This is a genomic window from Halomicrococcus pelagicus (genome assembly GCF_050954125.1).
The window spans coordinates 257,860-281,572 of record NZ_JBPBWC010000002.1 but is presented as its reverse complement, the minus strand read 5'-3'; the positions used below and the strand labels follow the sequence as shown (position 1 = coordinate 281,572).

Here is a 23,713-nt window from a genome sequence, read left to right as displayed (position 1 = left end):
GTCGTGATAGTCGTCGCCACGGAAGACTTCGAACTGTACCACGGGGTGGTCAATGAACTGCGGGACCGCGGCGTGAACTTCACCACCGTCGAACCGGGTGACGACCTGCCGGAGGGGACCCGCGTCCTCGTCACGTCCGCGGACGACGACGTCGGCGACGAGTCCACTGGCGACGGCGCGGGGGCGGCCGACCCGACCGACTACGAGGTGGTCGTCGGCGACCCCGACAGCCCGCGCCGGGCGGTCGAGGAGGCGCTGGCGCTGCTCCGGAGCGGCGAGGGCAGGATCGTCGTCGGCGTCGACCCTGGGACACGACCCGGCATCGCCGTCCTCTCGGGCGACGTGGTGGTCGCGGCGTTCCACGTCCCGCTCGCTGACGCCGTCGCGACCATCCGCGAGGAGGTGGCCGACGCCGTCGACCCCGTCGTCCGCGTGGGCGACGGCGCGCGCCTCCAGAGCGCGAGAATCGTCCAGGACCTGGAGGACGTGACGGTCGAACTCGTCGACGAGACGGGGACGACGCCGTACCTCGGCACCGGCGCGCGCGGGATGGGCGACGTGCTCGCGGCGGTCAACATCGCGCGACTGGAAGGCGAGACGGTCGAGGAGCGCGACGTGGAGCCGACCGCGGGCGAACTCGGGGTCATCCAGCGCCGGTCGCGCGAGCGCTCGCCGGACAACCGCGAAATCGACGAGGAGCTGGCGCGCCGCGTCGCAGCCGGCGAGTTGACCATCGAGGAGGCGCTGGACGAACACCGCGGCGACGGGCGCTCGGGGAACTGACGGTGGCGGCGCTCGACGCGACTCACAGCTCCACGAGCACGGTGAACCGGTGGTGGTCGTCGGCGGGACACCGGAGGTGCTCTTCCTTGACGATAGCCCCGGACAGGAGCTGTTTGCCGACCTTCTGGAACTGCGTGAGTTCGACGTGGCCCCGCTCGCGGGCGACCACCTCGCTCTCGGGGTCGGTCTCGAACTCCCCCATCCCTTTACAGCCGTCGTAGGGGCACTGGACGCGCACGAGGACCATGGTTGGCGGTTAGTCGTGCGAAAAATTATAGGTTTGCCCGAACGGCGTCCTCGGCGCGGCGCATCACCTCGCGCACCGGCACCCCCGTCTCCGTCGCGACCGCGAGTGCGTCGTCGAACTCGGCGCTCACGTCGTAGACCGCCCCGGCGTCGTCGCTCGCGACCTTCACGTCCACCGCGTACTCCTCGTCCGCCGCGTCGACCGTCACGGTGTGCATCTCGCGCTCGGCTATCCAGCGGTGGGTCGCCCCCGACTCGCGCACACCGAGGGTTCCCGTCTCCTCGGCGAGCCGCCGGGCGACGCGCTCGGCGTCCTCCGGCTTGACGATGACCTTCACGAGGTGGCCGGGTCGGGACTTCTTCATCGTCGCGGGAACGACCGAAACGTCTCGCGCGCCCGCGTCCGCGAGGGTCTCCTGGAGGCCGCCCAGCACCTCCGGCGGCGCGTCGTCCAGGTTCGTCTCCAGGACGGTCACGTCGTCGCGGACCAGTCGGCCCCGGTTCGTCGCCTCGTCGCTCGTTCGGTTCGCGCCGCCGTGGGCCGCGCGCTCCCCGGCGAGCACCCGGAGCACGTTTGGATGCTCGGGGAACGAGTAGCCGCCGGCCCCGTAGCCCGACGCCGTCACGTCGAGCGTCGGCAGCACCTCGACGCCCTCCGCGAAGTGGGCGAGGACGGCCGCACCCGTAGGCGTCAGCAGTTCCGCGTCGACCGGGCCGCCCCGCAGCGACCAGTCGGCCTCCGCCGCGATCTCGACCACCGCGGGGGCCGGAACGGGGTAGGTGCCGTGGCTCATCTCGACCGCGCCGCCGCCGGTCGACAGCGGCGTGGTCACCACCCGCTCCACGTCGAGGTCGTCGAACAGGAGCGCAGCGCCGACCACGTCGGCGACGGCGTCGTCCGCGCCCACCTCGTGGAAGTGCGTCGATTCGAGGTCGGTGTCGTGGACGCTCGCCTCCGCTTCGCCGAGAATCCGGAAGACGGCCTTCGCGTCGGCGTCGACGCTCGCATCGAGACCCATCGACTCGACCAGTTCGATCACCTCCCGGTACGTGCGCTCCGGCCCCGACCCCTCCGCATGCCGGTGGTCGTGGTCGTGGGAGTGACCGTGGCCTTCTCGGTGGCCGTGGGAGTGACCGTGGCCTTCTCGGTGGCCGTGGGAGTGACCGTGGCCGTCGCCCGGGTGGTCGTGGGAGTGGTTGTGTCCGTCTTCGTCGTGGGAGTGGCCGTCGTGGCGGTCTCCTGTCTCCTCGTCGGAACCGTCGCCGTCGGCGTCCCCGTCCGTCAGCAGCACCGACGCGCCGGTCGCGGCGATGCCGTTCTTCACGACGCGCTCGGTGGCGTACTCCACGTCGAGCGCGTCCTCGACCGGCGCGAGCGCGTCGCGGTCGGCACCGGCGTCGAGCAGCGCGGCCAGAATCATGTCGCCGCTGGCCCCCATCCGCCCGTCGAACGCGAGAGTCTCCATGTGCTACCGGGCGGTCCCGACCGCGAAAAAGCCCACGAAGACGGGCGTCGTCCGGGCGAAATCGCGGACGGGACCCGGCGGTGACGGCAGTCCGGCGGGGACGGCCGGGCGAGGCCGTCTTCCGCGCGCCGAGCGCGCGAGACGCCCCTGGCACGTCGTCTCCGGCGTGCTTCCGAAATTCGAAATTCCGTTTCGCTACTCGTAATCTTTCGTGGCCCTTATTACGATGTACGAACTGAGTACGGACAACGAGCCATGAGTGAGGAAGCCGAGGACCGTACGATTCTACTCATCGGGAGCGGACCGATACAGATTGGACAGGCCGCCGAGTTCGACTATTCGGGCGCACAGGCCTGCCGAGCGCTCCAGGAGGAGGGGGCGCGGGTCGTCCTGGTGAACTCCAACCCGGCGACCATCATGACCGACCCGGAGATGGCCGACGAGGTGTACATCGAACCCATCACCACGGACGCCATCGCCGAGATAATCCGCGAGGAGCGCCCGGACGGCGTCATCGCCGGTCTGGGCGGCCAGACCGGACTGAACGTCACCGCGGAGCTCTCCGAGGAGGGCGTGCTGGACGAGTACGACGTCGACATCATGGGCACGCCCCTGGACACCATCTACGCCACGGAGGACCGCGACCTGTTCCGTCAGCGGATGCACGACCTCGGCCAGCCCGTCGCGAGCTCGACGACCATCACGCTCGACGAGGACGAGGTGGCGACGGAACTGACCGAGGACGACCTGGCCGAGCGCGTCGAGGCGGCGGTCGAGGAGGTCGGCGGCCTGCCGGTCATCGCCCGCACCACCTACACCCTCGGCGGGTCTGGGTCGGGCGTCGTCCACGAGATGGAGGAGCTGAAAGAGCGCGTGCGGAAGGGCCTGCGCCTCTCGCGCAACGACGAGGTGCTGGTCACCGAGTCCATCTCGGGGTGGGTCGAACTGGAGTACGAGGTGATGCGGGACGCCGACGACTCCTGTATCATCATCTGCAACATGGAGAACATCGACCCGATGGGCATCCACACCGGCGAGTCGACGGTCGTCACGCCCAGTCAGGTCATCCCCGACGACGGCCACCAGGAGATGCGCGACGCGGCGCTGGAGGTCATCCGGGACCTCGGCATCCAGGGCGGCTGTAACATCCAGTTCGCGTGGCGCGACGACGGCACGCCCGGCGGCGAGTACAGGGTGGTCGAGGTGAACCCCCGCGTCTCCCGCTCGTCCGCCCTCGCGTCGAAGGCGACGGGCTACCCCATCGCTCGCGTCACGGCGAAGGTCGCGCTCGGCAAGCGCCTCCACGAGATAGAGAACGAGATAACGGGCGAGACGACCGCCGCCTTCGAGCCCGCAATCGACTACGTGGTGACGAAGGTGCCGCGCTGGCCGAAGGACAAGTTCCCGGACACGGAGTTCGAACTCGGCACCGCGATGAAGTCGACGGGCGAGGCGATGGCCATCGGTCGCACGTTCGAGGAGAGCCTGCTCAAGGCGCTGCGCAGTTCGGAGTACGACCCCGACGTCGACTGGGCCGCGGTGAGCGACGAGGAACTCGAGGCCGAGTACCTCGAACGCCCGACGCCCGACCGCCCCTACGCCATGTTCGAGGCGTTCGAGCGCGGGTACACCGTGGAGACGGTCGCCGACCTCACCGACATCGAGAATTGGTACGTCGAGCGTTACCAGAACGTCGCCGACGGCGTCGAGGCCGCTGAGGAGGGGAACTTCGCGGCCGCCGCCGAGATCGGCTTCACGAACCAGCAGGTCGCCGCGATGGCGGGAACGGACGCGAACCGCGCGGCGTCCCAGACGCCGCGGAACGCCGCAGACGGCGACGCCGTCGAGGAAGTCGAGACGAGCGCGCCCGACCGCTCGTTCAAGCAGGTCGACACCTGCGCCGGCGAGTTCGCCGCGTCGACGCCGTACTACTACTCGGCGCGCTCGGCGCTGGAGACCGACTTCGGCGGCCGGGACGAACTTCAGGTCGACCGCGACGTCGACAGCGTCGTCATCGTCGGCGGTGGCCCCATCCGTATCGGACAGGGCGTCGAATTCGACTACTGCACCGTCCACGCGGTGCGGGCCCTGCGCGAGATGGGCATCGAGACGCACGTCGTCAACAACAACCCCGAGACGGTGTCGACCGACTACGACACCAGCGACGGACTGTTCTTCGAACCCATCACCGCCGAGGAGGTCGCGGACGTCGTCGAGGCGACGAACGCCGACGGCGCGATGGTCCAGTTCGGCGGCCAGACGAGCGTCGACGTCGGCCGCCCGCTGGAGGACGAACTCGACCGTCGCGGCCTCGACTGCGAGATACTGGGGACCACGGTCGAGGCGATGGACCTCGCGGAGGACCGCGACCGGTTCAACCGCCTGATGGACGACATCGGCATCGAGCAACCGGAAGGCGGCAGTGCCACGAGCGAGGAGGAAGCGCTCGAACTCGCCCACGACATCGGCTACCCCGTGCTCGTGCGTCCCTCCTACGTGCTCGGCGGGCGGGCGATGGACGTCGTCCACGACGACGACGAACTGAAAGAGTACATCGAGGAGGCGGTCCGGGTGTCGCCGGACAAGCCCATCCTCGTCGACGAGTTCCTCGCCGACGCCGTCGAACTCGACGTCGACGCCGTGAGCGACGGCGAGCGCACCGTCGTCGGCGGCGTGATGGAACACGTCGAGAGCGCCGGGATTCACTCCGGCGACTCCGCCTGCGTCATCCCGCCGCGCGGGCTGACCGACGACGAACTCGCCCGGGTGCGCGAGGTGACCGAGAACATCGCCACCGCGCTCGACACCGTCGGCCTGCTGAACGTCCAGCTCGCCGTCCGGGACGGCGACGTCTACGTCCTCGAAGCCAACCCGCGCTCGTCGCGGACCGTCCCGTTCGTCTCGAAGGCGACCGGCGTCCCCATCGCCAAACTCGCGGCGAAGGTGATGGCGGGCGAGAGCCTGGACGACCTCGACGTGCGCGAGCAGGTGCCCGAACAGGTCAGCGTCAAGGAGGTCGTCCTCCCCTTCGACCGCCTGCCGAACAGCGACCCGCGCCTCGGCCCGGAGATGAAGTCGACGGGCGAGGTGATGGGCACTGCGACGTCGTTCGGCAAGGCCTACGAGAAGGCCCAGTCCGCGGCCGCCAACGCGCTCCCCGAGGGCGGCGTCGCCGTCGTCGAACTCCCGGTCGACGGGTTCGAGGAGTACTACGAGGTCGAGACGTTCGACAACACCGCCGAGGCGATACGGACGGGCGACGTCGACCTGCTGGTCACCGACGACCGCGCGGCCCTGGAGACGGCCGTCGAGGAGGACCTGCCGTACTTCTCGACCGTCGCCGCCGCCGAGGCCGCGCTGGAGGCCCTCGATTCGCGCGAGGACTCCCTCTGCGTCGAGTCTGTCGGCGACCGGCCCAAGCGCGACGAGAAGTGGGGCTAGCGGCTCTACCCCCGTCCGTCGCCGAGACGTCGGGCGGGCCGCCGTCGAACCGCTTCAGACGAGCGTTCCGAGCGTGCCGCCGACGAGGAACGCCGCGAGCGCGTACCAGGGTTCGCGCCGCAGCGTCCGCTTGGCAGCCGACATTCGACCGGTGACGCCCAGGCCGAGGGCGAGGGCGACGAAGACGGCACTCACCTTGACGGCCACGGATTCGTGTCCGAGCGCGTAGCCGTACCCGGCCAGGACGCCGACGACGACGCCGAGGACGCCCGCTTGTACTTCGGTGTACGTGACCCGATTGTCGGTCCCGAGCACCGCCTTTCCCATGCGCGGTAGTTCGCGCCGCTCCTTCTTTTTACTTGCGGTGGTGGCGGAAATATAGCGGGGGTCGACGCCAGGCTTCAGACGGTGTCCTCGACGCCCTCGATACCTGCGTCGGTGATGCGGAACTGCGCGCGGTCGCCGGCCGGCTTCGAGCGGTGTTTCTCCAGGGTCGCCCGGCGGTTGCCGCCGCGGAAGCGGTCCACACGGAGGACGATGCCGGTCCAGTGTTCGAGCGTGTGGCCGCCGAGCGGTCGGGTGCCGTCGGAGTCGGGGTCGGTGTACACCTGGTTCGTCAGCAGGATGGCGATGTCGTGTTTGCGCGCGAGCGAGAGCAGGTGGGTGACCTGGTCGGCGACCTTCCGGAGCGACTCGCCGCCGGCGTCGTCGCCGGCGCGCTCCAGGCGATAGAATCCGGTCGCGCTGTCGAGGACGACGAGGTCGGCTCGCTCTGCGAACTCGGAGACGTCCCGGACGGCCTCCGCCTGCTCGTCGAAGTCGTAGGCCTCCTTGATGACGATGCGGGAGGCGACGTCGTCGGTGTCGTCCGTTCGGGCGTCGGCGACCTGTTCGAACCGCTCGACGGACAGTCCCTCGGTGTCGACGTAGACCACGGTGCCGCCCTCCCGCGCCGTCTCGACGGCGGCACCGAGCGCGACGTTCGTCTTCCCGGCGGCGGGCGGACCGTACACCTGCGTGACGGTCCCGCGTTCGAGGCCACCCCCGAGCAGGTCGTCGAGGGGCGGGCACCCGGTCGAAATCTTCTCGGCGTCAGTCACACCCGAACCTTGGGACTTACCGGGCAAAAGCCTCCGGATTCGCGCCCGCGGCGGTCCGTCTCCCCGTCGGTGGCCGCGAGTTCTATTGCCTCCGGCGTCGTTGACCCGGGGATGACCGACGTCGAACGCATCCTCGTCGCGGGCGCGAGCGGCGGCACCGGCACAGAGGTACTCGACCTGCTCGCGGACGCCGAGTTCGCGGTACGGGCGCTCACTCACACGCCGGAGAAGGCGCACGCGCTCCGCTCGCGCGGGGCCGACGAGGTGGTCGTCGGCGACCTGCTGGAGTCCGGCGACGCCGCCCGCGCGGTCGCCGACTGCGACGTCGTCCTCAGCGCAGTCGGCACGCGCTCGCCCGTCCGGATGCTGATGGGCGACCTCGTCGACGGGACCGGCGTCGAGAATCTCGTCGACGCCGCGGTCGCGGCCGACGTGGACCGGTTCGTCTTCGAGAGCGCTATCGGGGTCGGCGACTCCCGCGGGCAGATGCCCGCCGCGTTCCGCCTGCTCATCTGGCGCGTGCTGGCGGCGAAAAACCGGGCCGAGGCGGCGCTGCGCACGTCGCGGCTGTCCCACACCGTCGTCCGACCCGGCATGCTGACGAACGACCCGGCGACCGGCGACGTTCTCGTCGGCGAGGGCGGCGCGACCGTCTCGGGGTCGATTCCGCGCGCGGACGTGGCCAGGTTGATGGTCGCCGCGCCGTTCACCCCCGAGAGCGAGAACCGTACGTTCGAGGTGGTGAGTCGCGACGGGCTCCGCGGGACGTCCCGCGGTCTCGTCGACGTGGACTGGCAGTCGCCCGTCGAGGAAGAGATAGCCGTCGAGGAGTAGTCGGCGGTCGGTCTCGGTCGAGAGGAGCGAGCGACTCCAGCGCCGAGCGGTCGGCTAGCGGGGGTGAGAACGGCTGGAGAGTCGCCGCTGGCGCGTCACTCAGTTGGCAGTAACGAGTCGTCGACTCGAACCGTCGTCCGGCCGTGCCATCGCGAGCACGTCGTCGAAGAAGTCGAGGGAGTCGTGGGGGCCGGGGTTGGCTTCGGGGTGGTACTGGCGCGTGATGACGTCGAGGTCGTCGCTGTCCAGGCCCTCGGGCGTGTCGTCGTTGACGTTGACCTGGGTCACGTCGAGGTCGCCGGGGTCGGCGACCGTGTACCCGTGGTTCTGGGTCGTCATGACCACGCGGTTGGTCTCGAGGTCGCGGACGGGCTGGTTGACGCCGCGGTGACCGAAGTCCATCTTCTCGGTGGTGCCGCCCAGTGCCCGGGCGATGATCTGCTGGCCGAGACAGATGCCCGCCAGCGGAATCTCGCCGATGAACTCGTCGACCAGCGACTGGGCCGCCTCGAAGTTCGCCGGGTCGCCCGGCCCGTTCGAGACGAACAGGACGTCGGGGTCGACCGCTTCGACATCCTCGGGCGCGGCGTCGTACGGCAGGACGTGCACGTTCGCACCGCGGTCGACCAGCGACTCGACGATGCTGTCCTTCGCGCCGCAGTCGACCAGCGCCACGTCCGTGTCGCCCTCGCCGAGGTGGATCTCTCGCTCGTCGACGCTGACCTGCGCGCCGATGTCGACGTGGTCGCTCATGCCGGGACAGTCCTCGAGTTCGGCGAGCGCGTCCTCGGGCGTGGCGTCCGGTCCGGCCGCGATGCCGCACTTCATCGCGCCCTCCTCGCGGATGCCGCCGACGAGGTCGCGCGTGTCGAGGTGGTCGACCGCGGGCACGCCCTCGGCGGCGAGCCAGTCGGCCACGTCCTCGGTCAGTTCTCGCGCGACGACGGCGCGGGGGTGGACGCGGTCGGACTCGAACCGCTCCTCGCGCACGCCGTAGTTGCCGATCAGGGGGTACGAGAAGGTGAGTACCTGTTCCTCGTAGGACGGGTCAGTGAGACTCTCCTCGTAGCCTGTGTACGCCGTCGTGAACACCAGTTCTCCGCGGGCCGTGCCCGGAGCGCGAGCGCGCGCTTCTACCACGCGGCCACCCTCCAGTGCGACGTAAGCACCAGCCATTACGAGATTCTTATGCAACGGCCCTCCATAAACCTTGCTTTCGAAACAACGTTACGATATTCGTAACACCCAAGTTTCGAGGCGCGAAACGACGCCTATGGACGCACTCGACCGCCAGATACTGGACCTCCTCCGGCGGGACGCCCGAATGCCGTACACCGAGATCGCAAACGAGGTCGGCACCTCGGAGGGGACGGTCCGCAACCGCGTCGAACAGATGAACGAGGACGGCGTCATCGAGCGATTCACGGTCGCCACGCGGACGGGGAACGTGAAAGCGATGATCGAGATAGGCGTGGACGTGGCAGTCAACACGACCTCCATGTCCGACCGACTCGCCGAGTGGGAGCAGGTCGACTTCGTCTGGCAGGTCTCCGGCGAGGACGACATCGTCCTCGTCGTCGACGCCGCGGACACGCAGGGGGTCAACCAGTTGATAACCCGCGCGCGGGAACTCGACGAGGTCGTCGAGACGAAGACGCGACTGATTCTCGACGAACGGCGCGGCTGAGCTTCGAAGCGAGGATTCGAAATTCGAAGGGACGGTCGGCCGCCTCAGGCGCCTGTGACGACAAGTGCACCGCCGCCGACGATGGCGAGCGTCCCGAGGCCGATACAGACGCCCCAGAAGGCGACGCGTTCGACCAGGCGCATCAGCGCGTCGATGGTGAGGTAGCCGACGGTCGCGCTGGCGAAGATGGCGACGGCGGCGGCGGTGGGCGAGACGGAGGGAATCCCGGTGTCGAGAAACACCAGCACGCCCGCGCCCGCGGCCGCCGGAATCGAGAGGAGGAAGGAGAGGCGGAACGCCGAGGGGCCGTCGTGACCGCGGAAGAGGAGCGCGCTCGCGGTCGTGCCGGAGCGGGAGACGCCGGGGAGGAGCGCGATTCCCTGGAGCGACCCCACCAGCAGGGCGTCGACGAGGTCCGGCGTCTCCCGGGTCGCGAGGTCGAAGCGGTCGGCGGTCTTCAGCAGGATTCCGGTTCCGACCAGCAGGACGCCGATGAGCGCGACGAACGCACCGCCGGCCAGTTCCGTGACGACCGCGTCGAGCGTGAGGTAGACGACGATACCGGTAACGCCGGAGGCCAGCGTCGCCACGAAGACGAACGAGAAGTCGGCCGTCTCGCCCGAGAAGAGGCCTCCGGAGGTTCGTCCGCTGACCAGGTCGAACGGCGCGCGCAGGACGTCGCCGACCTCGTCGCGGTAGTACGCCGCCGCGGACATGGCGGTACCGACGTGGAGGAAGAGCGCGAACTGGAGCGCCGCCTCCGGTCCCGCGCCGACGGCCGTCAGGAACAGCGTGATGTTCCCCTCGCTGGAGATCGGGAGCCACTCGAAGATACCCTGTAACACGCCCGCGATTAGCGCGATGAGCAGCGGTCGGTCTGGCATCGTCCTACCTCGGTCACCGACGGGAGTTATGTCGTTCGGTTTTGTAGGTGACTCTCGTCTTGTATTTTCAGCTCTCTGTCCCTGTACTGTTATCATTCCAGTTCGCGCACGGAACGTCCGACGGCGTACGGCGCGCCGGACGATTCCGGCGGCCGGGACCGGGCGTCACCCCGACTCGTCGACAGCGTCGGGATGTAGCCGCGCGGCCAGCGCCTCGACCCCGTCGACGAGGCGCGGACTCGGCTGGTTCAGCAGCGAGTCGTCGACGACGTGGACGGCGTCGCGCTCGACCGCGGGCACGTCCCAGTCGCGGTCCCGAACGGTTGCGGGGTCGCTGCGCTCGCCGCGGCCGCAGACGTGGAGGACGACGTGGTCGGGCGCGGCGTCCTCGACCTCGTCGCGGGTCACCTCCCGGGAGCGCTCGCCGGCGTCGAGGAAGGGGTATCGTCCGCCGGCGGCCCTGACGGCGTCTGGCACCCAGTTACCGGCGGCGGTCGGCGGGTCCGACCACTCCTCGCAGTAGACGACCGGTCGGTCGCGGTTGGCGACGAGGCGGCGAACGCGCTCCAGTCGTCCCCGGGCGCTCCACGCGAGGTCGTGGCCGGCACGCGTCTGCCCGACCGCGCGGCCGAGCGTGACGAACGATTCGACCGCCTCGCCGAGCGTCGTCGGTTCGACGTGGACCACGCGGTGGCCGCGCTCCCGGTGGGCGTCGCGGACGTCGCGCTGGAGCGGGTCGGCGGTGCAGACGAGGTCGGGGTCGCGCTCGGCGACCGCGTCGTGGTCGGGGTTCAGCCAGCCGCCGACCGCCGGCGCGTCGAGGCCGTCGGCGTCGCAGTTGTGCGTGACGCCGACGAGACGGTCGTCCGCTCCGAGCGCCCGGAGCGTCGCCGTCGCGCTGGGCGCGAGCGAGACGACGCGCCGGAGGCCCGTCGCCTGGTCGGCCGTCGCGCGTTGCTCGTCCATCGGCCTTTCGTCCACGCTCCGTTCGGGTAAAGCCTTCGCGCTCGTTTCTACGCTTAAACTTTTGGTTCGTCCGACGTTGGATAGTCGGCTCACGCCCCGTGTGACTGGTTCACGAACTCGTGGAGGGTCAGAATCGATGGTTTTAAGTGAGTTTCGGAATAACTGCAAGTTAAGGATTCACGCGCCGGGTTTTTCAGGTTTTCCCTGCCCGGAAGCTGATGCACTCTCCCCCGATAGTGGTGTTTCGTACATGCCAGATACAACCATCCGAGCGCGCGACAGAACGCAGGAAACCGAAGTAGAGGAACAGGAACACGAAGGACAGCAGTGCCCCGAATGCGGCGGCAACCTCATCACCGACGAGGGACACGGCGAGACGGTCTGTGCCGAGTGCGGCCTCGTCGTCGAGGAGGACAACGTCGACCGCGGCCCCGAGTGGCGCGCGTTCGACTCCAAGGAGAAGAACGAGAAGTCCCGCGTCGGCGCCCCGACGACGAACACGATGCACGACAAGGGGCTGTCGACGAACATCGACTGGCGCGACAAGGACGCCTACGGCAACTCGCTGGGGTCGCGCCAGCGCGAGAAGATGCAGCGTCTGCGCAAGTGGAACGAGCGCTTCCGCACCCGCGACTCCAAAGAGCGCAACCTCAAGCAGGCGCTCGGCGAAATCGACCGCATGGCCTCCGCACTCGGTCTCCCCGAGAACGTCCGGGAGACGGCGTCGGTCATCTACCGCCGCGCGCTCGACGAGGACCTCCTGCCGGGCCGTTCCATCGAGGGCGTCTCGACGGCCTGCGTCTACGCCGCGGCACGGCAGGCCGGCGTCCCGCGCAGCCTCGACGAGATCGCCGACGTCTCCCGCGTCGAGAAGAGCGAGGTCGCCCGCACCTACCGCTACGTCGTCCGCGAGCTGAGCCTCGAGGTGAAGCCGGCCGACCCCGAGAGCTACGTCCCGCGCTTCGCGTCCGGACTCGACCTCTCGGACGAGTCCGAGCACCGTGCCCGCTCGCTGCTGAAGACGGCGAAGGAACAGGGCGTCCACAGCGGCAAATCGCCGGTCGGCCTGGCGGCCGCCGCCGTCTACGCCGCCGCCCTGCTCACCAACGAGAAGACGACCCAGGCCGAGGTCAGCGACGTCGCGGACATCAGCGAGGTCACCATCCGCAACCGCTACCACGAACTGCTGGAAGCCGAAGAAGGCAGCCTCGCGATGTAGTTTCCGGACGCGTCGTTTGAAAAGATGTTTTACGGCGCCGTGATACGTTCCACCAGCGACTGCAATGGAGACCGAGCACGAGATTCACGTCGGCGACGCGGCCGAGATGACGGCGCTTCCGGACGATTCGGTCGACCTCGTCGTCACCTCGCCGCCGTATCCGATGATAGAGATGTGGGACGACCTCTTCGCCTCCCTCGACCCGGAGATCGCGGAGCGACTGGACCGGGGCGACGGCGACGCCGCCTTCGAGGCGATGCACAGCCTGCTCGACTCGGTGTGGCGAGAGGTCGCGCGCGTGCTGACACCAGGCGGCGTCGCGGCCGTCAACGTCGGCGACGCGACGCGGAAGGTCGACGGCTCCTTCCAGCTCTTTCCGAACCACTGCCGGGTCACGCGGAGCCTGCGTGACCACGGTCTGCGTCCGTTGCCGGACATCCTCTGGCGGAAGCCGTCGAACCGCCTGACGAAGTTCATGGGGTCCGGCATGGTCCCGCCGAACGCCTACGCCGCGCTCGAACACGAGTACGTCCTCCTCTTTCGCAACGGCGACCTGCGCGAACTCGAACCCGGCCTCGACCGGCGCTACGAGGCGGCGTACTTCTGGGAGGAGCGAAACGACTGGTTCTCGGACCTCTGGACCGACGTGCGCGGTATCGAGCAGGAACTCGACCACGGCGAACTGCGCGAGCGCTCGGCGGCGTTTCCCTTCGAACTCCCCTACCGGCTCGTCAACATGTACTCCGTCTACGGCGACACCGTCCTCGACCCGTTCTGGGGGACCGGCACCACCTCGCTGGCGGCGATGGTCGCCGGCCGGAACTCGGTGGGGTACGAACTCGAACCGGAGTTCGCCGGCGTGTTCGACGAGCGCGCCGCCGACGCCCCCGACCTCTCGCGCACCAGGGCCCGCGAGCGCCTGGACGCCCACCGCGCCTTCGTCCGCGACCACGAGGGGGAACTGGGATACGAGGCGACCCACTACGACTTCCCGGTCAAGACCGACCAGGAGCGCGACATTCGCTTCTACCAGGTGACCGAGTTGGACCAGCAGGCGGTCGACCACGCCGGCAAGCGATTCGTCGCCGCCCACGAGCCGTTCGTCGAGTAACCTTTTCACGCACGCGCACGGACGCCCCGGCATGGAGTTCGACTCGTTCACCCTCGCGGCGAGCACGGCCGACCTCGACGCCGAACCGCGGGCCCGCGACCGCGCCGACCTCGTCGAGTTCCGGATGGACCTCGCCGCCGCCCCGCTCGACGCGCTGGACGACTACGACGGCGACCTCCCGGTGCTGGCGACGAACCGCGCGGAGTGGGAGGGCGGTGCGGCCGGCGACGACGACGACGAGCGTCTCGACGCGCTCGCCGCGGCCGCCGAACGCGACGCGGTCGCGGCGGTCGACGTGGAACTGGAGAGCCTGCCGGGTGCGGGCGACCGCGTCGCCGAGCGGGCGCGCGCCCACGACGCCGCCGTCGTCGCGTCGGTCCACGACTTCGAAGCGACGCCCGACCGCGAGCGGATGCGCGAGCTACTCGTCGACGCCACGGACCGCGCGGACGTGGGGAAACTGGCCGTGACCGCCGAATCGCGGTCGGACGTGCTCGACCTGCTGTCGGTCACTGACGCCCTCGACGCGGAGGGGCGCGCGGTGGCGACGATGGCGATGGGCGAAGCGGGCCGCCACTCCCGGGCGGTCGCGCCGCTGTACGGATCTCGCATCGGCTACGCGCCGGTCGACGCCGCGGACGCGACCGCACCCGGCCAGTACGACCTCGCGACGCTCTCGCGGCTGGTCTCCGAACTGCGGTGACGAGCCGACGCGGTCACACCAGCGTGACGAGTCTGACGAGAACGAACAGCATCGACAGAGCGCCGAGCAGGACGAACGCCGCGTTCTCCAGCGACGGCGACCCGGGTTCCATCTCCGGAGCGTCGTCCTGGTCCGGCTCGTCCGCGTCGTCACCGACTTCGTCGACGTCGAACTTCCACTCGGACATGCCCGGGCGTACGGCGGCCCGCAACAAAAGGAGACCGGCTTGCGAGTCCTACCGCCGTCGCTCGCGCGACCGCACGTCGCCCTCGTAGACGACGCCGCGCTCGGCGTCGAGGGTCACCACGTCGCCGTCCTCGACCTCGGGGCCGAGCGGGGCGCCGCTGACCATCGGAATCTCGAGCTCCCGGGCGACCATCGCGGGGTAGCCGGTCATCCCTGGGCGCGCGTCGACGATGCCGGCGAGGTGGGAGGCGTCGCCCGTGAACTCGCCGTCGAAGTCCGGGTCGAGGACGAGGACGGTCCCGTCGGGAATGCCCGAGAGGTCCCCGGTCGCGGTGCGTTCGACGGGGCCGGCGACCTGGCCACGGACGACGCTGCGCCCCGTCGCGATGGTCTGGGCGGCGACGTGGACCTTGAGCATGTTCGTCGCGTCCGACCCTTCGAGGTCGCTCATCATGCCCGAGAGGACGACGACGGTGTCGCCGCTCTCCGCGACGCCGGCGTCGAGCGCCGCCTGTACGGCGTCGTCGATGATGGTCTCGACGCTGTGAGCGAGGTCGGAGTACTGCGGGTTGACCCCCCACGACAGCGCCAACTGGCGGCGCACGTGGTCGTTCGGCGTCGTCGCCACCACCGGGACACCCGGTCGGAACTTCGCCACCTTGAGCGCGGTGTAGCCGGACTCGCTGGCCGCGACGACCGCGCTCGCGCCGATGTCGCGGGCGAGGTAGCGCGCCGACCGTGCGAGGGCGTCCGTGCGGGTGTCGTCGGCCACCGGGACGCGCTGTTCGAGCGTCTCGGCGTACTCGTCGCTGGCTTCCACCTCGCGGACGATGCGGTCCATCGTCTCGACGACCCGGACGGGGTGGTCGCCGACCGCCGTCTCGCCCGACAGCATCACCGCGTCGGTGCCGTCGAGGACGGCGTTTGCGACGTCCGACGCCTCCGCTCGCGTCGGCCGGCGGGCGTGGACCATCGAGTCGAGCATCTCCGTCGCCGTGATGACCGGGACGCCCGCCTCCTGGCAGGTGCGGATGATGCGCTTCTGTATCATCGGCACGTCCTCCATCGGACACTCGACGCCGAGGTCGCCCCGGGCGACCATCACGCCGTAGGCGGCGTCGACTATCTCCTCCAGATTCTCGACCGCGCCGCGGCGCTCTATCTTCGCGACGATGGGGACGTCCGCGCCGAACTCCTCCAGCACCTTGTTCACTTCGAGCACGTCGTCGGCGTCGCGGACGAAGCTCGCGGCGACGAAGTCGACCTCGCGTTCGGAGTCGGCGGCGGTCCGGTCGTCGCCCGGCCGGTGGCCGGCGGCGAGGCGCAGGTCCTTGCGGTCCTTCTCGGTGACGGTGTCGAGACCGAGTTCGACGCCCGGGACGTTGACGCCCTTGCGGCTTCCGAGGTCACCGCCGCTCTCGACGAAGGCGACGACGGCGTCGTCTTCGACGCTCTCGACCACCGTCTCGATGCGTCCGTCGTCGAGGAGGACGCGGTCGCCCACGTCGGCGTTCGACAGTGAGAAGGAGAGGCCGACCTCCTCGGCGGTCGCCTCCTCGCCCTCGACGAAGCGGACCGTCTCGCCGGCTTCGAGGTGAATCGGGTCGTCCACCTCGGCGGTGCGTATCTCGGGGCCCTGCAGGTCGAGCATCGCTGCCAGCGGACTCGACGTCGCCTCGTCCACTCGTCGAACGGTGTCGATGAGTTCGGCCCGGTCCTCCCGGCTCCCGTGGCTGGCGTTCAGCCGGGCGACCGTCATCCCGGCGTCCGCCAGGTCTCGGACCGTACTCCGGTCGTTCGACGCGGGGCCGAGCGTACAGACGATCTTCGCGTTTCTCATGGTTCCACGTTCTCCCGGCCTCGCCTAAAACCCAGTGTTAACTCGTCCGTGAGTACTCGCCGGCCACAATCCATATTCGTACTCCGTTCGAAGGCGGAAAATATGTCCAAGTTCGCATCGCTCGTAACCGTCGAGCAGGACTACCAGAACGTCCAGGAGCTGGCCTCCATCTGGGGCGACGTGAGGAGCGAGCTAGCCGAACACGACACGACGCTCGAGGCGAACTACGCCATCCTCGGCGAGTACGACTTCCTCCTCGTCTTCGACTCGCCGGACCGCGACGCCGCCTACCAGGCCGCCCTCTGCATCGAACGCTACGGGCTCGACATGCAGACGATGGAGATAATCCCGATGGAGGAGTTCTCCCAGCTCGTCGACGACCTCTGATTCGACGCGCCGCCCGGTCCTCGCCGAAAAACAGTTTTTCTCCGGGTTCGAACGGCCGCCGAGCTATTGGACCTTCGTCCCGGGTTCGGCGTCGCCGTGGGTCGTCAGCAGGTCGGCCTGGTCGCCCGCCGCGAGCAACATCCCGTTGCTCTCGGTGCCGAACAGCTCCGCCTTCTCCAGGTTGGCGACGACGATTATCTTCGTCCCCGGCAGTTCGTCGACGTCGTGCAGTTGCTTGATGCCCGCGACTATCTGGCGCGTCTCGACGCCGATGTCGACCTCCAGTCGGACGAGGTCGTCCGCGCCCTCGATGGGGTCGGCCGTCTCGATGCGCCCGACCCGGAGGTCGAGGTCCTTGAACTCCTCGAAGCCGATACGGTCGTCAGCGATGGGTTCGAACTCGTCGCTCATGTCCTCGTCTTCCGCCTCGTCCTCGTCGGACGTAGCCGCTTCGATGCTCGCCTGGAGTTTCTCGTTGAGGTCCTCGACGCGTTCGTCTTCGATCTTCTCGAACAGCTCCGAGGGTTCGTCGAACGACGCCGGCGGTGCTTCGAGCGCGGCCTGGATGTCGGCGTCGTGGACCGACCCCGACTCGCCGAGATGCGACCAGAGGTCGTCGGCCTTGCCGGGGACGACCGGCGCGAAGACGACCGCGAGCGCCTTGGCGATCTGGACGCAGTCGCGGATGACCTGCGCGGCCCGCTCGGGGTCCTCGTCGGTGAGCTTCCAGGGCTCGTTGCGCTGGATGTACTCGTTGCCGAACGCGGCGAGCGCGGTGGCGGCCTCGCCGATGCGCTTCAGCGAGTAGTCGTTGACGGCCGCCGCGAAGTCGTCGACCGCCGACTCGATGCGGTGTTCCACCTCGTCGCTCACATCGGTGTCGGGCGTGCCGTCGAAGTTGCGGGCGGCGAACAGCAGCGAGCGATAGGCGAAGTTGCCGACCGTGCCGACGAGTTCGCCGTTCACGCGCTCCTGGAAGCGGTCCCACGAGAAGTTCACGTCGCGTTCGATGCCGCCCGTGGTCGTGAGGTAGTAGCGGACCAGGTCCGGGTGGAACCCCTCGTCGAGGTACTCGTCCGCCCAGACGGCGCGATTGCGACTCGTCGAGAACGCCTCTCCGTTGAGGTTGACGAAGCCGCTGGCGACGACCGCGCGCGGTTCCTCGTACTCCGCGACGTGGAGCATCGCCGGCCAGAAGATGGTGTGGTGCTGGATGATGTCGCGGCCGATGACGTGGACGATGTCGCCCTCGTCCTTCCAGACCTGCTCCCAGTCGTACGTGTCGCTGCCGACGCGCTCGGTGTACTGCTTCGTCGAGGAGACGTACTCGATGGGGGCGTCGACCCAGACGTAGAGGACGAGGTCGTCCTCCCCGTTCGGATAATCGATGCCCCAGTCGAGGTCCCGGGTGATACACCAGTCCTGGAGTTCGCCCTCGATCCACTCGCGGGGCTGGTTCTTCGCGTTGTCCGTGCCCTCGAGGCGGTCGATGAACTCCTGGAGGTACTCCTGCAGGTCCGAGACGCGGAAGAACTTGTGCTCGCGTTCGCGGTACTCCGCGGGGTTGCCCGTCCGGATGCTCGTCGGGTTCTCTATCTCGCCGGGTTCGAGGTGTCGTCCGCAGCCCTCGTCGCACTCGTCGCCGCGGGCCGTCGCGCCGCAGTACGGGCACGTACCCTCGACGTAGCGGTCCGGCAGCGGGTCGTCCTCGATGGGGTCCCAGGCGACCTTTATCTCCTTCTCGTAGACGTACCCCTTCTCGTCGAGCGTCCGGACGATGTCGGTCGTCAGCTCCGTGTTCGTCTCGTCGTGGGTGTGGCCGTAGTTGTCGAACTCGACGTTGAACTTCGGGAACGTCGCCTCGTACTTCTCGTGGTGGCGGAGCGCGAACTCCTCGGGCGTGACGCCCTCCTTCTCGGCGTTGACCGCCACCGGTGTACCGTGCATGTCCGACCCGGAGACGAACGCCGTCTGCTGGCCGAGTTTCCGGAGCGCGCGGGCGAACACGTCGCCGCTGACGTACGTCCGCAGGTGACCGATGTGGAGGTCTCCGTTCGCGTACGGGAGCCCGCAGGTCACCACCGCGGGGTCGTCGGTCGGATAGTCGTCGTGGCTCATGCTCTCAACTCCGTCGGTGCGGGTGTAAAACCCGCCGGTTTCGTACGTTCCATCGTTGGGGTCGTGATCGTCGTCTCTCGACAGCGGCAGCTAGCGAGCGGTACGCGACTCGCCGGGTTTCACCACCGCAGAACCGTCCGCCTCGGTTCGGGAGGGTCCACCCGGCGCTATCGCTGCCCGCGCATAGGCGTCGTGACAGCGTCGGCGTGGACCGTCCGTCGCATGTCCGCCTATAGATTCGCGACGGTACATAAATTCTCGGCTCGCGGGCCGCTCCGTCCCCGAGAAACCCGGACCCTTTTACCCGGGAACGCGAACCTCGCGAGTATGCTCATCACGCTCGAGGGCCTGGACGGGAGCGGAAAGACGACCGTCTGGGAGGTGCTCCAGGAGGAGTACGACGACGCGGTGTTCACCCGCGAACCGACCGACACGTGGTACGGCGAAGCGGTCCAGCGGTCCGTCGAGGACGACGACGCCGACCCCATCGCCGAACTGTTCCTCTACACCGCCGACCACGCCGCTCACCTCGCCGACACCGTCGAACCCGCGCTGGCGGACGGGAAACTCGTCGTCTCCGACCGCTACTCCGACTCGCGGTACGCTTACCAGACCGTCGGGCTGGAGGGCGTCGTCCCGCGCCCGATGGAGTACATCATGGGCGTCCACCGGCCGTGGACGCGCGAACCAGACTGCACTATCTACCTGGACGTCGACCCCGAGACCGCCGCGGCCCGCAGCGGCGCGACGAACAAGTTCGAGCAGGCCGGCTTCCTCGCGTCGGTGCGGTCGAACTACGAGCGCCTCATCGACGCTGAACCGGGGCGGTTCGTCCGCGTCGACGCGACCCGGTCCCCCGAGGAGGTCATCGACAGCGTCGTCGACGTCGTCGAACGCGTCACCGACGAGTACGACGCCGCGGACGACGACCCAGGCGCGTGACCGACCGCGGAGGGGGACGCCGAAACGGGAGAGCGCAGGCGAGAACTCTTTGCTACTAGCTCACGTACGCGTCTGCATGGGAGACGATGACGGCGACGACGGACTGGGGTTCACCCTCCCGCCGCTCCGACTTCCGGCGTTCACGCTGCCCGACCGCATCCACTTTCTGTACCCGACGCCGCCGGGCCGTAACCGCGACCACGCGCCCGTCCAGGTGAGCACGCGCACCGCGTTCGCGGTCGCGCTGGCGCTCGACCTGTTAGACGTGCTCGCCGTGCTGTTCGCCGGGGCGGCCGCTCCGTGGCTTCGTGCGGCCCTCGGTGCGTTCGCAATCGCGCCGCTGGTCGGCGCGTTCGGTGTCGGGTACGTCTGGGAGGGGGTCGCCGCGGCGGCCGGCCTGCCGTGGCTGGCGGTCGTGCCGTCAGCGACGCTGTTGCTCCTCGCGCGGCTGGTCCGGTAGGTCGATCTCCTCTGGCGGCGGCATCCAGAACAGGTCGATGGAGACGCCGAGCATGAACGGGAGCACCCAGACGAGGATGAGCACGGTCCCCCGGTCGCCGAGACCGCTCCCGCCGAGGCCGACCACGCCGCTCAGCACGAGCGTCGTCGCGACGTACACGACGGGCATCAGCAGGAGCGTGTAGACGATAGCGCCCCAGCGCGTGGAGAGCCGCAGTCTGAAAAAGCGTACGGCGACCGCCGTAATGACCGTGTTCACGAGGATGATGAACACGAACCCGACGGCGGTGGCTGCCGAGAGCATGTTCGAGTGTACGAACGCCGGGTTCTTTTGCGTACCGAAAGCGACCGGACCGACGTCGCGCCGAGACGGTCAGCTATCGACCAGTTCCTCGGCGACGGTCTCCGGGGCGAGCAGGTTCGGGTCGACGATGAGGTCGGCCTGCCCGCGGGCGAACTCCGGGATGGTGTCCTCGTCGTACACGACGACCTTCAGCGCCTCGTTCACGTCCTTGGCGACCGGGATGGCGGTGGCCTGGCCGACGTCGGTGAGGACGAACAGGTCGGCCTCGTGGATGCCGGCCTCCTCCAGGGCGGGTCGGGAGGCGATGCCCTCGACGCGACTCGTCTCGATGCCCTCCCCTTCGAGGGCGGGACCCAGTTCGCCGTTGTCCGGACCTGCGATGACTGCGCGCATCACTCGTATTCGATGGTCGCCGGCGGTTTATGCGTCACGTCGTAGACGACGCGAGCGACGTTCTCGTTCTGGCCGGTTATCCGCGACTGGACGCGCTGGAGCGTCTCCCAGTCGAGTTCCTGGGCGCGGGCGGTCATGCCGTCCCGCGACTCGACCGACCGTACCGAGACGACCCAGCCGTGGACGCGGTTGTCGCCCTTGACGCCGGTCGCCTTCCCGAGGACGGCGGCGAACGCCTGCCACGGGTCGTACTCGTCGAGTTCCTCCTCGACCACGTGGGTCGCGTCGCGCGCGACCTCGACCTTCTCGGGCGTCACCTCGCCGATGACCCTGACCGCGAGCCCCGGACCGGGGAACGGCATGCGCTCGGCGACTATCTCTTCGAGGTCGAGCGCCCGGGCGACCTCCCGGACCTCGTCCTTGTAGAGGTCCCGGACGGGTTCGACGATGCCCTCGAAGTCCACCGCGTCGGGCAGACCGCCGACGTTGTGGTGGGACTTGATGTTGCCCTCGCTCTCGATGCGGTCCGGGTAGATGGTTCCCTGGACGAGATACTCCGCATTGGACTCTTTGGCCTCGCGCTCGAACTCGCGGATGAACTGCTCGCCGATGACGTGGCGCTTCTCCTCGGGGTCGGTGACGCCTGCGAGCGCGTCGAAGAAGCGGTCCCGCGCCTCGACGACGCGCAGCGAGTCCATGTAGGAGAACGTCTCGCGTATCTGGTCCGTCTCGCCCTTCCGCATCAGACCGGTGTCGACGTAGACGGGGGTGAGCTGGTCGCCGATGGCCTCGTAGGCGAGCGCGGCCGCGACCGAGGAGTCGACGCCGCCCGAGAGGGCGATGACGGCGTGGGCGTCGCCGACCTGTTCGCGAATCTCGTCGACGGCGTCGTCGACGAACGTGTCGGGGTTCACCATCAGGCCTGCACCTCCTCGGGCGCCTCGACGTCGGTGTCGGGCCGGTCGAGCACCGCCTCCAGCAGGCCGACGAACGGCGGACTCGCGCGGCCGGGCCGCGACCGGAACTCGGGGTGGAACTGCGTGCCGAAGAAGTACGGATGACCGTCGAGTTCCAGAATCTCCATCCGGTTGCCCGAGTACCCCGAGAACTGGAGGTTTTCGCCCTCGAAGTCGTCGAAGTACTCGGGGTTGACCTCGTAGCGGTGGCGGTGGCGCTCGGTGCAGGAGAGGCCGCCGTACACCGACTCGGCGAGCGTTCCGGGCTCGATGTCGGTCTCGTGCGCGCCGAGTCGCATCGTTCCGCCCATGTCCTCGACCTCGTACTGCTCGGGCAGGATGTCGATGACCGGATGGGGCGTGTCCTCGTCGACCTCCGCGGAGTGTGCGCCGGCCAGTCCGAGCACGTTCCGCGCGTACTCGACGACCGCCATCTGGAAGCCGAGACAGAGGCCGAGGAACGGCACGTCGTTCTCGCGCGCGTACCGGATGGCCTCTATCTTCCCCTCGGTTCCGCGGGAGCCGAACCCGCCGGGGACGACGATGCCGTCGGCCCCCTTCAGGCGCTCCTCGTGGTCGTCGTCCATCTCCTCGCTGTCGACCCAGAGCACGTTCACGTCGACGTTCTTCTCCAGCCCGGCGTGTTTCAGCGCCTCGTGGATGGAGATGTAGGCGTCTTCGAGGGCGTACTTGCCGACGAGCGCGATGTCGACCGCGCCGGTCGTCTCCTGGGTGACGAGTTCGCGCCACTCGTTGTCGCGCTCGTCCTCGGGGAGGGCGCGGTCGTCGAGGCCGAGTCGCTCCATGACGTACTCGTCCAGGCCCTCCTCCTCGACGACCAGCGGAACGTGGTAGATGTCCTCCACGTCCGGGTTTGAGAAGACGGCGTCGGTCGAGACGTCGCAGAACAGCGCTATCTTTTCCTTCGTCTTCGGTTCGAGTTCGTCGTCGCCGCGCCCGACGAGGATGTCCGGCTGGAGGCCGATGCTCCGCAGTTCCTTCACGGAGTGCTGGGTCGGCTTCGTCTTCTGCTCGCCGTTCTTCGAGTATGGCACGAGCGTGACGTGCGTGAGGAGGAAGTCGTCGTCGTCCTGCTCGTGGGAGAACTGCCGGAGCGCCTCGAGGAAGGGCATCCCCTCGATGTCGCCCACGGTACCCCCGACCTCGACGATGCAGACGTCGTGACCGTCGGCGGCCTCGCGGATGCGGCGCTTTATCTCGTCGGTGACGTGCGGGATTATCTGGACCGTCTTCCCGAGGTAGTCACCGGCGCGCTCCTTCTCGATGACGTGCTTGTACGCCTTCCCCGTGGTGACGTTGTGGTCGAAGGTCATGTCCTCGTCGAGGAACCGCTCGTAGTTCCCCAGGTCGAGGTCGACCTCGCCGCCGTCTTTCAGCACGTACACCTCCCCGTGCTGGTAGGGGTTCATCGTCCCGGCGTCGACGTTCAGGTAGGGGTCTATCTTCACTGCGGTCACGTCGAACCCGGCGTTCGAGAGCAGGCGGCCGGTGCTGGCGGCCGTGATGCCCTTGCCGAGGCCCGACATGACGCCCCCAGTGACGAAAATGAACTTCTCCCCCAGAGTGGGGTCGTAGTCCGTCTCTGGTTCGGTCGGCATACCGATTGTCGGCGAGCGCCACTCAAAACCGTTTCGGGACCGGAGTCGCGCGCGAGACGATGGCACGGG

General features: G+C 68.8%; 24 protein-coding genes. 10 read left to right on the top strand and 14 right to left on the bottom strand.

Going from position 1 to position 23,713, the window contains the following annotated elements:
- The first annotated feature begins 3 nt into the window (after window positions 1–3).
- Entirely contained in the window at window positions 4–783 is a 780-nt protein-coding gene (locus ACRYA2_RS06120) for a hypothetical protein (protein ID WP_433625327.1), read from the top strand.
- Between the two features lie 22 nt (window positions 784–805).
- Here ACRYA2_RS06120 and ACRYA2_RS06115 read toward each other — a convergent pair whose 3' ends face one another.
- Together ACRYA2_RS06115 and larC are read right to left on the bottom strand one after the other, a co-directional pair.
- Window positions 806–1,030, bottom strand: a complete 225-nt coding sequence (locus ACRYA2_RS06115; RefSeq protein ID WP_433625324.1) for a hypothetical protein — start codon at window positions 1,028–1,030, stop codon at window positions 806–808.
- Between the two features lie 25 nt (window positions 1,031–1,055).
- Entirely contained in the window at window positions 1,056–2,495 is a 1,440-nt protein-coding gene (larC, locus tag ACRYA2_RS06110) for a nickel pincer cofactor biosynthesis protein LarC (protein WP_433625321.1), read from the bottom strand.
- Window positions 2,496–2,750: 255 nt separating this feature from the next.
- On the opposite strand from larC, the gene carB reads away from it, so the two are divergent.
- Entirely contained in the window at window positions 2,751–5,936 is a 3,186-nt protein-coding gene (gene carB, locus ACRYA2_RS06105) for a carbamoyl-phosphate synthase large subunit (RefSeq protein ID WP_433625318.1), read from the top strand.
- 54 nt (window positions 5,937–5,990) lie between these two features.
- Here the strand turns inward: carB and ACRYA2_RS06100 are convergent, their stop codons facing one another.
- Both ACRYA2_RS06100 and radB read right to left on the bottom strand, forming a co-directional pair.
- A complete protein-coding gene (locus ACRYA2_RS06100; protein WP_433625315.1) occupies window positions 5,991–6,263 on the bottom strand; it encodes a hypothetical protein in 273 nt (90 codons plus the stop codon).
- A 74-nt stretch (window positions 6,264–6,337) separates the two neighbouring features.
- A complete protein-coding gene (radB, locus tag ACRYA2_RS06095) occupies window positions 6,338–7,036 on the bottom strand; it encodes a DNA repair and recombination protein RadB (RefSeq protein ID WP_433625311.1) in 699 nt (232 codons plus the stop codon).
- A 111-nt stretch (window positions 7,037–7,147) separates the two neighbouring features.
- Between radB and ACRYA2_RS06090 the strand changes: the two genes are divergently transcribed.
- On the top strand, window positions 7,148–7,870 hold the full coding sequence (locus ACRYA2_RS06090; RefSeq protein WP_433625307.1) for an NAD(P)-binding oxidoreductase: 723 nt from the start codon (window positions 7,148–7,150) through the stop codon (window positions 7,868–7,870).
- Window positions 7,871–7,969: 99 nt separating this feature from the next.
- On the opposite strand, the gene carA is transcribed toward ACRYA2_RS06090, so the two are convergent.
- On the bottom strand, window positions 7,970–9,046 hold the full coding sequence (carA, locus tag ACRYA2_RS06085) for a glutamine-hydrolyzing carbamoyl-phosphate synthase small subunit (RefSeq protein ID WP_433625304.1): 1,077 nt from the start codon (window positions 9,044–9,046) through the stop codon (window positions 7,970–7,972).
- A 97-nt stretch (window positions 9,047–9,143) separates the two neighbouring features.
- On the opposite strand from carA, the gene ACRYA2_RS06080 reads away from it, so the two are divergent.
- Entirely contained in the window at window positions 9,144–9,557 is a 414-nt protein-coding gene (locus ACRYA2_RS06080; RefSeq protein ID WP_433625302.1) for an Lrp/AsnC family transcriptional regulator, read from the top strand.
- Window positions 9,558–9,601: 44 nt separating this feature from the next.
- Here ACRYA2_RS06080 and ACRYA2_RS06075 read toward each other — a convergent pair whose 3' ends face one another.
- Together ACRYA2_RS06075 and ACRYA2_RS06070 are read right to left on the bottom strand one after the other, a co-directional pair.
- The gene (locus ACRYA2_RS06075; protein ID WP_433625299.1) at window positions 9,602–10,441 is read right to left on the bottom strand and encodes an undecaprenyl-diphosphate phosphatase; all 840 of its coding nucleotides are present in this window, start codon (window positions 10,439–10,441) and stop codon (window positions 9,602–9,604) included.
- Window positions 10,442–10,606: 165 nt separating this feature from the next.
- Window positions 10,607–11,407, bottom strand: coding sequence for a cobalamin-binding protein (locus tag ACRYA2_RS06070; RefSeq protein WP_433625297.1), 801 nt, complete (start codon window positions 11,405–11,407; stop codon window positions 10,607–10,609).
- 250 nt (window positions 11,408–11,657) lie between these two features.
- On the opposite strand from ACRYA2_RS06070, the gene ACRYA2_RS06065 reads away from it, so the two are divergent.
- The 3 genes from ACRYA2_RS06065 (at window position 11,658) to ACRYA2_RS06055 (ending at window position 14,440) form a co-directional block, all read left to right on the top strand.
- Window positions 11,658–12,626: a transcription initiation factor IIB gene (locus tag ACRYA2_RS06065; RefSeq protein WP_433625295.1), complete on the top strand. Its 969-nt coding sequence runs from the start codon at window positions 11,658–11,660 to the stop codon at window positions 12,624–12,626.
- Between the two features lie 64 nt (window positions 12,627–12,690).
- Window positions 12,691–13,737, top strand: coding sequence for a DNA-methyltransferase (locus tag ACRYA2_RS06060; RefSeq protein ID WP_433625293.1), 1,047 nt, complete (start codon window positions 12,691–12,693; stop codon window positions 13,735–13,737).
- A gap of 31 nt (window positions 13,738–13,768) precedes the next feature.
- Window positions 13,769–14,440 carry a type I 3-dehydroquinate dehydratase gene (locus tag ACRYA2_RS06055; protein WP_433625290.1) on the top strand — a complete coding sequence of 224 codons (672 nt, stop codon included), beginning with the start codon at window positions 13,769–13,771 and terminating at the stop codon, window positions 14,438–14,440.
- A gap of 13 nt (window positions 14,441–14,453) precedes the next feature.
- On the opposite strand, the gene ACRYA2_RS06050 is transcribed toward ACRYA2_RS06055, so the two are convergent.
- A complete protein-coding gene (locus ACRYA2_RS06050; RefSeq protein ID WP_433625287.1) occupies window positions 14,454–14,627 on the bottom strand; it encodes a DUF7312 domain-containing protein in 174 nt (57 codons plus the stop codon).
- A 48-nt stretch (window positions 14,628–14,675) separates the two neighbouring features.
- Complete coding sequence (gene pyk, locus ACRYA2_RS06045) at window positions 14,676–16,466, bottom strand: pyruvate kinase (protein ID WP_433625284.1); 1,791 nt, start codon at window positions 16,464–16,466, stop codon at window positions 14,676–14,678.
- A gap of 102 nt (window positions 16,467–16,568) precedes the next feature.
- On the opposite strand from pyk, the gene ACRYA2_RS06040 reads away from it, so the two are divergent.
- Window positions 16,569–16,853 (top strand): GYD domain-containing protein, encoded by a 285-nt coding sequence (locus ACRYA2_RS06040; RefSeq protein ID WP_433625281.1) that lies wholly within the window; start codon window positions 16,569–16,571, stop codon window positions 16,851–16,853.
- 63 nt (window positions 16,854–16,916) lie between these two features.
- On the opposite strand, the gene metG is transcribed toward ACRYA2_RS06040, so the two are convergent.
- Window positions 16,917–18,971: a methionine--tRNA ligase gene (gene metG, locus ACRYA2_RS06035; protein WP_433625279.1), complete on the bottom strand. Its 2,055-nt coding sequence runs from the start codon at window positions 18,969–18,971 to the stop codon at window positions 16,917–16,919.
- A 327-nt stretch (window positions 18,972–19,298) separates the two neighbouring features.
- Here metG and tmk point away from each other — a divergent pair, with 327 nt between their 5' ends.
- A complete protein-coding gene (tmk, locus tag ACRYA2_RS06030) occupies window positions 19,299–19,913 on the top strand; it encodes a dTMP kinase (RefSeq protein WP_433625276.1) in 615 nt (204 codons plus the stop codon).
- A gap of 76 nt (window positions 19,914–19,989) precedes the next feature.
- Window positions 19,990–20,373, top strand: a complete 384-nt coding sequence (locus ACRYA2_RS06025) for a hypothetical protein (RefSeq protein WP_433625273.1) — start codon at window positions 19,990–19,992, stop codon at window positions 20,371–20,373.
- On the opposite strand, the gene ACRYA2_RS06020 is transcribed toward ACRYA2_RS06025, so the two are convergent.
- The 4 genes from ACRYA2_RS06020 to ACRYA2_RS06005 form a co-directional block, all read right to left on the bottom strand.
- A complete protein-coding gene (locus ACRYA2_RS06020) occupies window positions 20,335–20,676 on the bottom strand; it encodes a DUF7991 family protein (RefSeq protein ID WP_433625271.1) in 342 nt (113 codons plus the stop codon). The genes ACRYA2_RS06025 and ACRYA2_RS06020 overlap by 39 nt on opposite strands.
- Before the next feature lie 69 nt (window positions 20,677–20,745).
- Complete coding sequence (locus ACRYA2_RS06015; RefSeq protein WP_433625268.1) at window positions 20,746–21,069, bottom strand: DUF7126 family protein; 324 nt, start codon at window positions 21,067–21,069, stop codon at window positions 20,746–20,748.
- Window positions 21,069–21,986, bottom strand: coding sequence for a glutamine-hydrolyzing GMP synthase (guaA, locus tag ACRYA2_RS06010; RefSeq protein ID WP_433625266.1), 918 nt, complete (start codon window positions 21,984–21,986; stop codon window positions 21,069–21,071). The genes ACRYA2_RS06015 and guaA overlap by 1 nt, the downstream gene beginning before the upstream one ends.
- Complete coding sequence (locus ACRYA2_RS06005; RefSeq protein WP_433625263.1) at window positions 21,986–23,644, bottom strand: CTP synthase; 1,659 nt, start codon at window positions 23,642–23,644, stop codon at window positions 21,986–21,988. Before ACRYA2_RS06005 ends, guaA begins: the two co-directional genes overlap by 1 nt.
- Window positions 23,645–23,713 lie beyond the last annotated feature (69 nt).

Coding starts and splice junctions, on each gene's coding strand:
- larC (WP_433625321.1), bottom strand. CDS start 2,495: ATGGAGACTCTCGCGTTCGACGGGCGGATGGGGGCCAGCGGCGACATG.
- ACRYA2_RS06025 (WP_433625273.1), top strand. CDS start 19,990: ATGGGAGACGATGACGGCGACGACGGACTGGGGTTCACCCTCCCGCCG.
- ACRYA2_RS06005 (WP_433625263.1), bottom strand. CDS start 23,644: ATGCCGACCGAACCAGAGACGGACTACGACCCCACTCTGGGGGAGAAG.
- metG (WP_433625279.1), bottom strand. CDS start 18,971: ATGAGCCACGACGACTATCCGACCGACGACCCCGCGGTGGTGACCTGC.
- ACRYA2_RS06050 (WP_433625287.1), bottom strand. CDS start 14,627: ATGTCCGAGTGGAAGTTCGACGTCGACGAAGTCGGTGACGACGCGGAC.
- ACRYA2_RS06075 (WP_433625299.1), bottom strand. CDS start 10,441: ATGCCAGACCGACCGCTGCTCATCGCGCTAATCGCGGGCGTGTTACAG.
- ACRYA2_RS06115 (WP_433625324.1), bottom strand. CDS start 1,030: ATGGTCCTCGTGCGCGTCCAGTGCCCCTACGACGGCTGTAAAGGGATG.
- ACRYA2_RS06060 (WP_433625293.1), top strand. CDS start 12,691: ATGGAGACCGAGCACGAGATTCACGTCGGCGACGCGGCCGAGATGACG.
- ACRYA2_RS06070 (WP_433625297.1), bottom strand. CDS start 11,407: ATGGACGAGCAACGCGCGACGGCCGACCAGGCGACGGGCCTCCGGCGC.
- ACRYA2_RS06020 (WP_433625271.1), bottom strand. CDS start 20,676: ATGCTCTCGGCAGCCACCGCCGTCGGGTTCGTGTTCATCATCCTCGTG.
- ACRYA2_RS06055 (WP_433625290.1), top strand. CDS start 13,769: ATGGAGTTCGACTCGTTCACCCTCGCGGCGAGCACGGCCGACCTCGAC.
- ACRYA2_RS06040 (WP_433625281.1), top strand. CDS start 16,569: ATGTCCAAGTTCGCATCGCTCGTAACCGTCGAGCAGGACTACCAGAAC.
- tmk (WP_433625276.1), top strand. CDS start 19,299: ATGCTCATCACGCTCGAGGGCCTGGACGGGAGCGGAAAGACGACCGTC.
- carB (WP_433625318.1), top strand. CDS start 2,751: ATGAGTGAGGAAGCCGAGGACCGTACGATTCTACTCATCGGGAGCGGA.
- ACRYA2_RS06065 (WP_433625295.1), top strand. CDS start 11,658: ATGCCAGATACAACCATCCGAGCGCGCGACAGAACGCAGGAAACCGAA.
- pyk (WP_433625284.1), bottom strand. CDS start 16,466: ATGAGAAACGCGAAGATCGTCTGTACGCTCGGCCCCGCGTCGAACGAC.
- ACRYA2_RS06090 (WP_433625307.1), top strand. CDS start 7,148: ATGACCGACGTCGAACGCATCCTCGTCGCGGGCGCGAGCGGCGGCACC.
- ACRYA2_RS06080 (WP_433625302.1), top strand. CDS start 9,144: ATGGACGCACTCGACCGCCAGATACTGGACCTCCTCCGGCGGGACGCC.
- carA (WP_433625304.1), bottom strand. CDS start 9,046: ATGGCTGGTGCTTACGTCGCACTGGAGGGTGGCCGCGTGGTAGAAGCG.
- guaA (WP_433625266.1), bottom strand. CDS start 21,986: ATGGTGAACCCCGACACGTTCGTCGACGACGCCGTCGACGAGATTCGC.
- ACRYA2_RS06015 (WP_433625268.1), bottom strand. CDS start 21,069: ATGCGCGCAGTCATCGCAGGTCCGGACAACGGCGAACTGGGTCCCGCC.
- ACRYA2_RS06100 (WP_433625315.1), bottom strand. CDS start 6,263: ATGGGAAAGGCGGTGCTCGGGACCGACAATCGGGTCACGTACACCGAA.